General features: G+C 63.6%; 13 protein-coding genes. All 13 read right to left on the minus strand.

What is annotated here, in order from left to right; translation table 11 throughout:
• Window positions 1-168 precede the first annotated feature (168 nt).
• Entirely contained in the window at window positions 169-1,392 is a 1,224-nt protein-coding gene (locus FGE21_RS01820) for a DegT/DnrJ/EryC1/StrS aminotransferase family protein (protein ID WP_139661175.1), read from the minus strand.
• Window positions 1,393-1,652: 260 nt separating this feature from the next.
• Complete coding sequence (locus FGE21_RS01825) at window positions 1,653-2,963, minus strand: FAD-binding oxidoreductase (protein WP_139661177.1); 1,311 nt, start codon at window positions 2,961-2,963, stop codon at window positions 1,653-1,655.
• Between the two features lie 157 nt (window positions 2,964-3,120).
• Window positions 3,121-4,488 carry a glutamine synthetase family protein gene (locus FGE21_RS01830; RefSeq protein ID WP_139661179.1) on the minus strand — a complete coding sequence of 456 codons (1,368 nt, stop codon included), beginning with the start codon at window positions 4,486-4,488 and terminating at the stop codon, window positions 3,121-3,123.
• Entirely contained in the window at window positions 4,488-5,168 is a 681-nt protein-coding gene (locus FGE21_RS01835; protein ID WP_139661181.1) for a type 1 glutamine amidotransferase, read from the minus strand. Before FGE21_RS01835 ends, FGE21_RS01830 begins: the two co-directional genes overlap by 1 nt.
• A 55-nt stretch (window positions 5,169-5,223) precedes the next feature.
• Window positions 5,224-6,543, minus strand: a complete 1,320-nt coding sequence (locus FGE21_RS01840) for a glutamine synthetase family protein (RefSeq protein WP_139661182.1) — start codon at window positions 6,541-6,543, stop codon at window positions 5,224-5,226.
• Between the two features lie 446 nt (window positions 6,544-6,989).
• Window positions 6,990-7,796: an ABC transporter permease gene (locus tag FGE21_RS01845; RefSeq protein ID WP_139661184.1), complete on the minus strand. Its 807-nt coding sequence runs from the start codon at window positions 7,794-7,796 to the stop codon at window positions 6,990-6,992.
• Window positions 7,793-8,728 (minus strand): ABC transporter permease, encoded by a 936-nt coding sequence (locus tag FGE21_RS01850; protein WP_139661291.1) that lies wholly within the window; start codon window positions 8,726-8,728, stop codon window positions 7,793-7,795. Before FGE21_RS01850 ends, FGE21_RS01845 begins: the two co-directional genes overlap by 4 nt.
• Window positions 8,729-8,980: 252 nt before the next feature.
• Window positions 8,981-9,691, minus strand: coding sequence for a transporter substrate-binding domain-containing protein (locus FGE21_RS01855; RefSeq protein WP_139661186.1), 711 nt, complete (start codon window positions 9,689-9,691; stop codon window positions 8,981-8,983).
• Window positions 9,692-9,736: 45 nt separating this feature from the next.
• Window positions 9,737-10,516, minus strand: coding sequence for an ABC transporter ATP-binding protein (locus tag FGE21_RS01860; protein ID WP_139661187.1), 780 nt, complete (start codon window positions 10,514-10,516; stop codon window positions 9,737-9,739).
• Between the two features lie 164 nt (window positions 10,517-10,680).
• Window positions 10,681-11,469: a phosphate/phosphite/phosphonate ABC transporter substrate-binding protein gene (locus tag FGE21_RS01865; protein WP_139661189.1), complete on the minus strand. Its 789-nt coding sequence runs from the start codon at window positions 11,467-11,469 to the stop codon at window positions 10,681-10,683.
• On the minus strand, window positions 11,466-11,906 hold the full coding sequence (locus FGE21_RS01870) for a TerB family tellurite resistance protein (RefSeq protein ID WP_176695348.1): 441 nt from the start codon (window positions 11,904-11,906) through the stop codon (window positions 11,466-11,468). Before FGE21_RS01870 ends, FGE21_RS01865 begins: the two co-directional genes overlap by 4 nt.
• Window positions 11,906-12,376 carry a TerB family tellurite resistance protein gene (locus tag FGE21_RS01875; RefSeq protein WP_139661192.1) on the minus strand — a complete coding sequence of 157 codons (471 nt, stop codon included), beginning with the start codon at window positions 12,374-12,376 and terminating at the stop codon, window positions 11,906-11,908. The genes FGE21_RS01870 and FGE21_RS01875 overlap by 1 nt, the downstream gene beginning before the upstream one ends.
• 22 nt (window positions 12,377-12,398) lie before the next feature.
• The gene (locus FGE21_RS01880) at window positions 12,399-12,692 is read right to left on the minus strand and encodes a DUF1330 domain-containing protein (protein ID WP_139661193.1); all 294 of its coding nucleotides are present in this window, start codon (window positions 12,690-12,692) and stop codon (window positions 12,399-12,401) included.
• Window positions 12,693-12,878: the final 186 nt, after the last annotated feature.

A 12,878-nucleotide genomic window follows, 5' to 3' on the forward strand; every position in this document is an offset into this window, starting at 1 on the left:
CGTTGGGCCTGGCGCCGCGCTGGCGCGCGGCGTGCGCTTGTTGCGGGCCTATTGGCTGGGACCGGCAAAAGCTGCGCGCGGCTCAGGTGCGAGTCAGGTGCCGCGCGGATATTGCCCCGGATTCTGTCAGAAGGGTGGTGCTGGGCCTGCCCGGCCTTCCGGGGCGTTTCACGCGGCTTCGCGGGCCAGGCTCTCGTCGAGGGCAGACAGCAGGATATCCGCGATGATATCAAGCTCTTCCCGGGTCAGGCGCACCGGCAGCCGCACATCGCAGGCCTTCATCAGCATGGCCCGGGTTTCGGGCAGCTCGGGCAGATCGGAAAGGAACTGCCAGTTCCAGAACGCGCGTGCATTGTCGGTGGAGCGGCCGAAGATCTGCACCTTGACCCCGCGTGCGGCGGTTGCGGCGGCAAAGGCCTCAATCTGGGGCTCGGTCAGGCCGACGAGATTGAACTGGATCGAATCCGGGGCGCGCTGTTCCGGCGCCAGCGGCGCAGGGACGTCAAAATGCGGGTGGCGGTTGAGCCGCCCCGCCACGTAATCGTGGTTCCGCAGCCCATCGGCAACCCTGCGGGCCAGTTCGGGAATCTGCGGGCGAATGACGGCCGCCGAAAGGTTGCTGAGGCGCAGATTGTAGAGCGGCAACTGGTTCTGCCAGCGGGCAAAGGCGGCGGTCAGCTCGGCTCCGGCGTCGCCACGGGGGGCTGCGTGTTTCTGCCAGTTGTGCTCATAGGCGCCGGACATGATGACGGCACGGGCGATCAGGTCGGGATCATCGGTGATCATGATGCCGCCTTCGCCGGCGTTCAGCATCTTGTAGGACTGAAAGGAAAAACACCCGATCCGGCCCAGGGTGCCGATGTTGCGGCCATGCCATGTGGTGCCGAGCGAATGCGCCGCGTCCTCGATGACGGGAATGTCACGGGCGTCGCATAGGGCCATGATCGCATCCATGTCGGAGGTATGACCGCGCATGTGCGAAATGATCACCGCCGAAATATTGTCATCAATGCGAGCCTCGAAGTCGGCCATATTGATGCGATAATTCTCGCTCACCTCGCACAGTACGGGGACGCAGTCGGCATGCACGACGGAGGACGGCACGGCGGCGAAGGTGAAGGCGGGGATCAGGACGCGGGCGTCGCGGGGCAGGTCGAGCGCCTTCAGCGACAGGAACAGGGCCGCTGAACAAGACGAGACCGCCAGCGCATATCTGGACCCGAGGAGTTCGGCAAATTCCGTTTCCAGCAGGGCCACAGGCGCGTCCTGCGGTGCGGTATAGCGAAACAGGTCGCCGGATTGCAGCAGGGCCTCGATTGCTATGCGCGCGGCTTCCGGGATTGGTTCGCCCTGATGGACATTTGGAACTTGCGCAGGTGTGATATGGCTCATATTTCAAATTCCTGAATTCATCCTTTCAATATTATAAAACAATGGCGCCAAAATGCCAAGGATTCCGGTGGCTGCAGGGCCTGTGCGGGGTCGGTTCGGGTGGAAATTTCACGAAACTGTCGTCTTCGGCCGGGGTGAATGGGGGCGCAAAGCGGGCAATCTCGCGGGATTGGCGGGCGGAATCGGGGTTTGGCCCGGCGCGGGAAAATTCCCAAGTTAAGCCAGACGGAATGAAGCCTCAGCGCGGGTCGGGCGCGCGGTCAGACACCCAGACGGTCGCGCAGGGCAAACCAGGTCATCGCCAGCGCCAGCAGGGGGCTGCGCATCCTGGGGCCACCGGGGAAGGGCGTGTTGGGTATGCGCGCCATGGTATTGAAGCCCTCGCTCTGGCCGCAAATGGCCTCGGCCATCAGCCGGCCGGCATGGGTCGCGGTGCCAACCCCGTGGCCGGAATATCCGGAGGCGGAGAGGATCCGGGGCGAGAGGCGCGCCAGATAGGGCAGCCGTTTCATAGTGATAGCGAGGGTGCCGCCCCAGGCGTAGTCGATTTTGACATCCGCCAGATGCGGAAAAATCTCGGTCATGGGGGCGCGGACCTTGGCCGCGATATCGGTGGGAAAGCGGTAGCCGTAGCTTTCTCCGCCGCCGAACAAAAGCCGCCCGTCGTGGCTGAGACGGAAATAGTTCACCACGAATTTGCTGTCGGCGACGGCGACGTCGCGGGTCAGGACCCGGGCGGCCTCGGTGCCCAGTGGCTCGGTTGCGGCGACGAAATTGTTGATCGGCATCACGCGCGATGCGACCTGCGCGTTCAGCCCCCCGAGATAGCCGTTGCAGGCCAGGATCAGATGGTCCGCGCGCACGGTGCCTTCGCCGGTGCGCACCTCGACCTGCGGGCCGTCCTCAATGGCGAGAACCTCGCTGCGTTCGTGGATCTGCACCCCGGCGGCGGCGGCGGCGCGGGCCAGGCCGAGCACCAGGTTCAGGGGGTGCAAATGGCCCGCGCCATGATCCAGAATGCCGCCCTTGTAGACCGGTGAGGGGCACATGGCATGGCAGGCCTCCGCATCCAGCAGTTCGATCTGGTCATAGCCATAGCTGTCCTGCAGGTGATGGCCGTAGTCATGCAGGTGGCGCACATCGCGGCGTCCCTCGGCGGTCCAGGCGACACCGGGGGTCAGGTGGCAGTCGATGTCGTGCCGGGCGATCAGGTCCTTGACCAGCTGCTTTGCCTCTTCGCCCAAAGCCCAGAGCTTGGCCGCGTCCTCCTTGCCGACCATCCGCTCCAGCACCTGCTGATCCTGCCGCTGGCCGCTGCCGAGTTGACCGCCGTTGCGGCCCGATGCGCCAAATCCCACCCGCTGGGCGTCCAGAAGCACCACCGACCGGCCGGCTTCGGCCAGATGCAAGGCGGCAGAGAGGCCGGTGAAACCGCCCCCCACAATGCAGACGTCGGCGCGCAGGCCTCCGTGCAGGCTGGGGTAATGCACCCGGGGCGTGGAGGTGGCGGCGTACCAGCTGTCGGGATAGGCGCCTGGGCGGTCATTTGCGTGTAGAAGGTTCAGGGCCATGGGTCTATTCCACTGTCGTCTGCCCGCCCGCCATCACAGGTGGCCGGGCGGGATTTTGGTACGGGGTGCGGCGCGCGCCCTTGGGCGGTGGCCGGATGGAGGCCGGATGCGCACATGCGGCGCGGACATGCGGCGGTGGGCAGGGGCTGATCCGGGATCAGACGTTCAGCAGCAGATGTTCGCGTTCCCAGGGGGAGATCACCTGCAGGAACTCCTCGTATTCGGCGCGTTTCACACAGCTGTAGACGCGGGCGAATTCCGGCCCAAGCACCTCATGCAGGGCGGTGGCCCCGTCAAAGAGGTCGAGCGCCTGTCCCATGACTTGCGGGATATCGCCGTCGCCCTCATAGGCGTCGCCTTTGAACTGGCGCGTTGGGCGGCGTTCTTCCATCAGACCGAGATAGCCGCAGGCGAGCGACACCGCGATGCCGAGGTAGGGGTTGCAATCCATGCCCGCGATGCGGTTTTCGACCCGGCGCGCAGCAGGCCCGGAGAGCGGAATACGGATGCCGGTGGTGCGGTTGTCGCGCGCCCATTCCAGATTGATCGGGGCGGCGTGGTCCTTCACGTAGCGACGGTAGGAGTTCACATAGGGCGCCATCACCGCAAGACCGGCGGGCATATGGGTCTGCAGCCCGGCGATGAAATGATAGAATGCATCCGTCTCGCCCCCCTGTGGGCCGGAAAAGATGTTGTCGCCGCTTTCCATGTCGATGATGGAGTGGTGGATATGCATGGCCGAGCCCGGCTCGTCGGCGATCGGCTTGGCCATGAAGGTGGCGAAACAATCGTGCCGCAGCGCCGCCTCGCGGATCAGCCGTTTGAAGTAGAAGACCTCGTCCGCGAGCTTGACCGGGTCGCCGTGCAGCAGGTTGATTTCCAGCTGACCGGCGCCGCCCTCCTGGGTGATGCCGTCGATCTCGAACCCCTGTGCCTCGGCGAAATCATAGATATCGTCGATGACGGGGCCGAATTCATCCACCGCCGTCATGGAATAGGCCTGACGCGCGGCGGCGGGGCGACCGGAGCGGCCCATCATCGGTTGAATATCGCGCGCGGGGTCGATGTTGCGCGCCACGAGGAAGAATTCCATCTCCGGTGCGACCACCGGTTTCCAGCCCTGCGCCTCATAGAGGGCAACGACCCGTTTCAGCACGTTGCGCGGGCTGTAGGGGACGGGGTTGTGATCGCGGTCATAGGCGTCATGGATGACCTGCAGGGTCCAGTCGCCGGTCCAGGGCGCCGCGGTGGCGGTGCTCATGTCCGGTTTCAGGATCATGTCCTTTTCGATCCAGCCGTCCTCATCCGCGGCATCGGCCCAGTCCCCGGTGATGGTCTGGTAGAAGATGCTGTCGGGCAGGTGGAAATAGTCCTGCTTGGCAAATTTGGACGCAGGCACGGCCTTGCCCCGGGCGATGCCCGGCAGATCCGAGATGACGCATTCAACCTCGTCGAGACGACGGCCCTCCAGATAGGCGGAAGCGGCTTCGGGCAGGGCATCCTGCCAGCGCGGAGGGGTCGACATCAGGTCCTCACTTTCTTGAAGAAGTCAGCAATTTCGGTTGCAATGCGGTGGGAGTCGGTCGGCTGGTCCAGAATGTCCGCAGCCGCCTGCAGTTGGTGGGGGGGGACGACGCCCTTGCCGCGGGTCTGCAGCAGGCCATCGACAAAGCTGCTGCTGAATTCCGGATGCGGCTGCGAGGTCCAGACGTGGTCGCCATAGGCGAGAAAGGCGTTGCGGCAAAAATCGCTCTCGCCGATGATCCGGGCCTCGGGCGGCAGTTCGACCACCTGATCCTGATGCCAGGCATTGAGGCGAAGCGGTGTGCCGTTCAGGCTGTATTCGGTGTTGCCGACGCTCCAGCCGCCGTCGAATTTCGCCACCCGCCCGCCGAGCGCCTGCGCGATCACCTGGTGGCCAAAGCAGATGCCGACCAGCGGCATCCGGCGGTGGTGGATCTCGCGGATCAGCGCCTCCAGCTGCGGGATCCATGGGAGGTCCTCGTAGGCACCGTGTTTGGAGCCGGTGATCAGCCAGGCATCTGCGACCCCGGCATCGGCGGGGAATTCGCCGTCAACCACCGGAAAGGTTTCGAATGTGAACCCCTGGCCGTCGAGCAGCTGGCGAAACATGACATCATAGTCGCCGCTGGCGGCGGTCAATTCGTCAGGCGCGTGGCCGGTTTGCAGAATGCCGATCTTCATAGGTCACCAAATATGATCAAAATACAGGGGGCGCCGGAGGGCACCATGGTGCGGATCATACGGACTCCAGCCAGGAGAGCCAATGCGAGTCCTGAGGTTTGGCGGTAAAACCGGCCAGCTCCTGTCGTTTGGTCATGACGAGATTGCGGATCGCCATGGGCGGCAGGATGCGCGCGATCAGGGGGCTGTTTTCGAACAGGTCGATGGCCTCTCCCCAATCCGAGGCGAGCTGCGGCAGCCCTTCGATCTCATAGATGTTGCCGTCGGAGGGCGGGGGCGGTGTCATCGCGTCCTCAATGCCCACCAGCGCGGCCCCGAGCACGGTTGCCAGCATCAGATAGGGGTTGATGTCGCCGCCAGAGACCCTGTGCTCGATCCGCCGGGCCTTGTGATTGCCACCGGGGATGCGGATGGCGGCGGTGCGGTTCTCATAGGCCCAGGCGGCAGAGGTCGGGGCGTGTGCGCCGGGCACCAGCCGGGCGTAGGAGTTGCCATGGGGCGCGAAAACCAAGGTGCTGTCGCGCATGGCCGCGAGGCAGCCGGCGACCGCTGAATGCAGGGCCGGTGTGCCTTCTGGGCCGCCGTTGTCAAAGATGTTTGCGCCAGTCTCGTCGGTGACCGAGAAATGGACATGCATGCCGTTGCCGGCTTCGGCGTCATAGGGTTTGGCCATGAAGGTGGCGGCAAAGCCGTGTTTGCGGGCGATGCCCTTGACCAGCGCCTTGAAGAGCCAGGTATCGTCGGCTGCGCGCATGGCGTCCTGATGGATCAGATTGATTTCGAACTGGCCCAGACCGGCTTCGGAAATCGCGTCCTGGGCGGGGATGTCCATGGCCTCGGCGCCGTCATAGAGATCGGTGAAGAAGGCGTCATAGGCGTCGAGTTCGGCAATGGAGAGGACCGATTGCTGGTCCAATGCGCGCCCTGTCAGCGGGTCGATCGGCGGCAGCGGCTGGGCGCCGCCGTCGTCGATCAGGATGAACTCCAGCTCGGTGGCGGCGCTGACGGACCAGCCGCGGTCGCTGTAGCGCTGCATCACATGAGACAGCACCTGACGCGGATCGCCGAGGAAGGGGCGGCCATCTTCGAGCATCATGGTCATTGGCACCAGGGCGGAGGGAGTGGCAAGCCAGGGCATCGGCACGGCGCCGCGCTCCGTGGGCATCAGGATGCCGTCGGCGTCACCGGTTTCAAACACCAGCGGACTGTCTTCGATATCGCGCCCCCAGATGTCCACGTTGAGAACGGAGAGCGGCATCCGGGCGGCGCCCTCTCCGAGTTTGTCCGCCAGACCGGCCGGAAGGCGTTTGCCGCGCATCTGACCGTTGAGGTCGCAGGCGGCGATACGGATAGTTCTGAGCGCAGAGAGGTCCATGCGCGTGCTCCTTGTCTTGTTGGCCATACTTTGGCGCGGGTCGAGGAGACTGGCAAGAGAATTTGATCAAAAATAGGGATCCGGTGGGGGCGAGACCGTGAGGCTGCATGCCAATCCAGCGCTGCGAGGTCGTCAGGCAGTTGGCGCGCGCGGACAGGTGGGGCGCGCGGACAGGGGCGGGAGGTGGCCCCTTGGCTTGTCGGCGGGTGCCAGGAGGGTTGGTAGTGACCCGATCTGGGAGGGAGGTGTTTCGCTTCGGGCTTTGCCCGAAGCGACCGCGGTGGCGCGCGCCCTGCGGGCGCGCGCCACCGCGCCAGGCCCAACCGTCGGAGAGGTGCGCCCCGAGGGCGCGCATCGGCCGGCGGGCGGGAGCGCCCCCCTCGCTCGATAGAGGGAAGACCCCGGTGATAGTAGAAGAAAGGCCCCCGTGGCGGGAACCTTTGGTCTCAGCGAATGAGCTGCGGTCTGACCTTGACCTTTTGGCGTCGGTCCCGCGGCAGGTGTCGGTTCAGATAGCTGTTGATGCCCCCGAACACCGTGATCACCACCAATGTCAGCAGAATGAAATAGAAGGCCAGGATCGGATAGGGCACGAACGGATTGAAGGTCTTGTCCGCGAAATAATTTGCATAGTAGAGCGCATCGCCCTGCTGTCGCCAGGCGGGAAAGCCCGAGAAGAACACCAGCGTTGTAGCGTGGAACAGAAAGATCGCCTCATTGGTATAGGCAGGCCAGGCAAGCCGCATCGCGGTTGGCCACATGATCCGCCGAAAGCGCACCCAGCCCGACATGCCGTAGGCATCGGCGGCCTCGATATCGCCTTTGGGGATCGAGCACAGGGCACCGTAAAAGATCTGTGCCGAATAGGCGGAGGTGTTGAGGAACAGCACGATCAGCGCCCCCATCCAGGCCGAGGACAGCAGGTTGAACACCGGAGAGACGCTCTTCAGGGACAGGAACAGGAAATAGGCAAAGAAGAACTGGATGAACAGCGGCGAACCACGGAATACGAAGATAAAGCCATTGGCGGGTCTGCGCAGCCAGGGCCGTGCCGAGGTCTTGGCCACGGCCAATGCGTTGGCAAAGAAGAAACCGGCCACGATGGCCAGCAAGCCGAAGTAGATATTCCACAGAAGACCGGAGCCGATCAGCACGAATTGGTCGCAAAGGGTGAAGTCACTGCGCGGCAGCAGGCGCTCGCCGTAGCCGAGCGACCGGAAGGCATAGGCCTGAAGTGTCTCAAGGCAGGTCATGCCGGTGTCCCTTCTGTCTTCTCATTTCCAGATCCGGTGCCGGGTCCTTTGCCGCGGCCTTTGCGTTGTGCCGCGCCGGCAACTGTGGCCTGACCGTAGGACAGCCGGCGGGTGATCCGGTCAAGCACCACTTCCGACAGTTTGGTGAAGGCCAGATAGAAGATCAGCAGCGCGAGGAAATACCACATACGCCAGTCGGGGTGCGGGTAGTCGGTGAACTGCGGCGTCTTCGATCCGCCCAGTTCACGGGCCCAGTAGACGATATCCTCGACCCCGAGCAGAAACAGGAGCGGTGTCGCCTTGATCAGGACCATCCAGAGGTTCGACAGGCCCGGCAACGCATAGAGCCACATCTGCGGCACCAGAACGCGCCAGAAGGATTGATGCCGGTTCATACCATAGGCCTCGGCGGTTTCGACCTGGGCGCGGGGCACCGCACGCATGGCGCCATAGAGGACATTGGCCGCAAAAGCGCCGAAGACGATGGCAAAGGTCAGCACCGCCAGCGTGAAGCCATAGATCTCATGCATCCATTGCGGCGCGGAATTCAGCGGCATCTTGGCCACCGAACAGACGATGAAATCGTTGCCCTGCCGGATCGGTTCGTCCCAATCGGGGCATTTGACCTGATGGCGGAGCCACTCCACGCCCTGATCCAGCGCAATCACGAAGAACAGGAAAAACGCGATGTCCGGCACGCCGCGGACGATGGCGATATAGCCTTTTCCCAGCCAGGCCAGCGGCGCAAACTGCGCGCGCGCGGCAATGGCGCCTCCGAAACCGAAGGCCAGCGCCAGAGGGGCGGTAATGGCGAGGAGCAGGAGCACGGTGGCGAAGGACATATAGAACGCCATGTGCTTGCCCGTGCTCAGGTAGCATGTCAGCCACCGGACTGTGTCCAGGCTGGCCGGATCGGAACAGAAGGAAAAAATGGCGGGCCTCATCGATTGGAGCGGACCGGAGAGCGGAGGGGCCGGTGCCGCGAGGGCAGGTGGTGGCGCGGGAGGGCTGCAACTGCTGACGGTTGGCGGGGGCTGGGTTGGGTCGGCAGTGGTGAGCAGGCAGGTGTGAGCAGGCTGGGTTGGGTAGGATGGGGAGCAGGCTACGGACACGGATCCCGGATTTTAAGGGGAAAGGGGGGCACGCTGCCCCCCTTTCCGGTCAGTTCAGCTGAAAGGGGGCGATCACCAGGTGCCGCCGACTTCCCATTTTACGATCAGATCGTTCAGGGTGCCGTCTTCTTTCATGGAGGCGATGGCGGCGTCGAATTTGCCACGCAGCTCGGCGTCGCTCTCGCGGAAGGCCATGCCGATCCCGTCACCCAGCATGACGTCTTCGCCCACGAACATCATCTCGGTGGAGGAGACGATCGGCTCGAGGAAGTCCTTGTCCGCCAGAACCGCATCCGCTTCGCCTGCGTTGACCGCAGCGACGGTTTCGTCGGGGGTCGGATATTCGACGATTGTGGCGCCGGTGGAGACGACGTGGTTGGCCTGAATGGTTGCGGTCTGCGCGGCGACAATGCCACCTTCGAGGTCCACATCGGCGGACATCGCAGCATATGCGGAGGGCGACGGCGGCGTGTAGCCCTGGGTGAAGTCGACGATTTCCTCACGCTCGGCGGTGATCGACATGCCGGCGATGATGGTATCGTAGTTGCCCGACAGCAGGTTCGGAATGATCGAATCCCAGTCGTTGGTGACCCATTCACAGGTCAGCTCGGCGCGCTTGCACAGCTCGTCGCCCAGCTCGCGCTCAAACCCGTCGACTTCACCGGCATCGTTGATGAAGTTGTACGGAGGGTAGGCGCCCTCGGTGCCGAGGCGCACGGTGTCAGCCAGCGCAAAGGATGCGGTCATGGCCAGTGCGGCAGAGCCAAGAAGCAATGATTTCATGGTGGTACTCCCGTTGGGTTTGTTGGTCTGGTTGTTGGGTTGTGACTATTGTGCCTGTCGGGTGGAGGACAGGAACACCTTCAGTCTTTCGCTGCGGGTGTTTCCGAAGATCTCGTCAGGGCAGCCCTGTTCCTCGATCAGGCCCTTGTGCAGGAACACGATCTGGTTGGACACATCCGCCGCCAGACGCATGTCGTGGGTGACGATCAGCATGGTGCGGCCTTCGGCGGCGAGATCCTTGATGACGCGCACCACTTCCTGTTCCAGTTCCGGATCAAGCGCGGAGGTGGGTTCGTCAAACAGCAGCGCCTCGGGTTCCATACACAGGGCCCGCGCGATGGCCGCCCGCTGTTGCTGACCACCGGAGAGCTGGGCCGGATAGACATCACATTTGTCAGCGATGCCCACCTTGTCGAGATATTTGCGGGCGGAGGCCTCGACCTCGTCGCGGTCGCGTTTGAGGACCGTCAGCGGGGCCTCCATCACATTCTGCAGGATCGTCATATGCGACCAGAGATTGAACTGCTGGAACACCATCGACAGATTGGTCCGGATGCGCAGAACCTGCCGGGCATCGGAGGGATGGCGGTTCTGCCCCTCGCCACGCCAGTTGATCGGTTCGCCCTTGAACAGGATCTCGCCCTGCTGGCTGTCCTCCAGCAGGTTGCAGCAGCGCAGCAGCGTCGATTTGCCGGAGCCGGAGGAGCCGATGAGCGAGACGACGTCGCCGCGTTTGGCGGTGATATCCACCCCTTTGATCACTTCAAGGTCGCCGTAGGATTTGTGCAATCCGCGGATTTCGAGAACGGGGGTGTCTTTGGTCAAGGTCTTTTCGCCCGGTTGTTATTCAAAGTAGGCTCTATTGGAACAACTTTCCGGGCGAATGCAATGCGCAAAGGGGGCGGAACAGCCGGCAAATCGCCGATTTCGCGGCGTAACCTTCCGGAAGGAACAACTCTTGGGCAGCAGTCTTTGGCGTCAGCGCGCACTCAGGACCGCTCGGAGGTTGCGCGTTCGCGGTTCAGACGGTCCAGCACCAGCGTCGGCCCCGGAGGTGTCGGAATGGCGAGGTAATCGCTGGGCGTCAGGTGGATGATTTTCTTCAGGTGCAAGGTCTTGCGGTGGTCTTCGGACAGCGCCGCGAGACCGGCCTGCAGGGCTGCAAAGATCGCGGCGACGTTTTCGCCCAATGCGGTGATGAAGGGCAGCGCCGGTGTCGGCTCCGTCCGTTCCAGTTCGCAGAGCTGACCGGTCAGATCGGGATCGTAGTCCTGCAGCATCTGAAAGGTGAGGGCGTCGATGGTTGCAAAATCCGCGCGCCCCTCGGCCACCGCCAGCGCAGAGGCCCGGTGGCCACCGGTTTCGACCAATTCGCCGGGCAGGATGTCCTCTGCCCGCATCCGCTGCATCGCGGCCGCCCAGCCGGATTGCGACAGGGGGTCGTTATAGGCAAAGCGACTGCCGGCAAAGGCAGAAAAGCGGGTGCCTTCCTGATCCTTGCGGGCGATCAGGACGCTGTTGTAATGCCCTTCGGGACAGCCGGGCAGGCCGTAATCCGGGGTGCCGACAAGCTCCACATTGCCGTAGAGGCGGGCGCGATAGGGCAGGCCGCAGGTCTGGGCCAACAACAGTTGCGGCGCGCGCCATGCCTCCCAGAGATCCACATCGCGGCTGAGATGCTCCGGGCCGCGGCCCAGTTCGGCGCGGATCGCCTGCCAGAAGGCGTCATTCGCCGCAGCCGTCTCCGGGCGGTCGTACATTGGCAACAGCGCAATCATAATTGAGTCTCCGCCCTCTGTCGCGCCTTGGCGCTGTCTACATCATTCACCCCGAGGAGGTTTGCCGCCAACCGGATCAGCGCGTCCTCGCCGTCGTCGCGCTGGCCGTCGGCCAATGCAACCTGCCAGAGCGATTCGACCACGCCGCTGCGCTCCTGATAGGGGACCGCGTCCTTGATCGCGCGTGTGAAGCGGACGGTGTCCGGGGCTTCGGCCTCCAGTCCTTCGCCCTGTTCGCGCAGGATCTGCACCGCGCCGCGATCGAGGCCAAACCGGGCGCCGAGGATGCGGTCGATCCGGTCCCGTTCCACATCGGCATAGGCGTTGTCAGAGCGGGCCAGGCGCACCAGAAGTGCAGTCAGCGCAAGGCGGGCATCCTCGTCGGGCAGGATTGCAGGCGCCGGGGCCAGCAGCTTGTCGAGGAAGTCCTTGAACATCATTTCCCCTCCTGTGTCGCCAGCTGATCCGTGAGCTTGCTGCGCGCCTTTTCGCGGGCGCGCTTGTTGTCCATCACCGACAGCCCCATCGCCTTGCAGGCGTCGCCGACGATGCGGATTTCGCCTTCATGTTCCAGATTGTCGGCCAGCACCACCTGCCACAGGGCATCCAGCGCCGCCAGGCGTTCCTCCAGACCGGTGGTCTCCCGGATCAGCCGGGCAAAGGTGTCGGTCTCGGGCGCGGCCGCGTGCAGCTTTTCGCAGGTGGCGCGGACCTTGGCCGCCTCGATGGCGTTGTGGCCGTAGAGCTGCGCCAGAATACGGTCGATCAGGCTGATTTCTTCCAGCTGGTAGTCCCGGTCAGACTGGGCAATGCGCACCAGCAATGCCCCGAGTGCGAGTTCCGCATCGGGATCCGGCAGACGCAGGTTCTGCGGCGGGCGAAAAGCCTGAAACAGCTTCTTCAGCATCAAAAACTCCTCTCGCGCGGGCTCAGCCGTCGTAGCCTTCGATAATTTCCATATCCCCGGTCGACACCGGATCGCGCAGGGCCTTGGCCGCCTGATAGGCAACACTGTCATAGCAGGCTTTGGCCGTCGCAAAATCCTTGAATTCAATAACGACGGTGCGCGACCTCAGGCTGCCCTCGCGAATTTCCTTCGGACCACCCCGGACCAGAAACCGGGCGCCGTATTCGGAGAAGGGGGCGGCGTTGGCTGCAATGTATTCTTTATAACGGTCGATGTCGTCCACATCCACATGCGCGACCCAATAGCCTTTTGTCATGTTATCCCTCACCTGAAGCCGGGCCGGTCATCCGGCCTCTCTCGTTTCGCGCACCAAGCTGAACCAGATCGCGCCACTTGGCAATCTCCACCTATAGGCGATCCGCGACAATTTCACGGGGAAACCGCAGTTTTGTCCAGCCAATAAGCCACTATCTTGCAACAGTATTCGCCCGGACGCGCGGCC

The organism is Phaeobacter sp. B1627 (genome assembly GCF_006265095.1).
Taxonomy (GTDB): Bacteria; Pseudomonadota; Alphaproteobacteria; order Rhodobacterales; family Rhodobacteraceae; genus Epibacterium.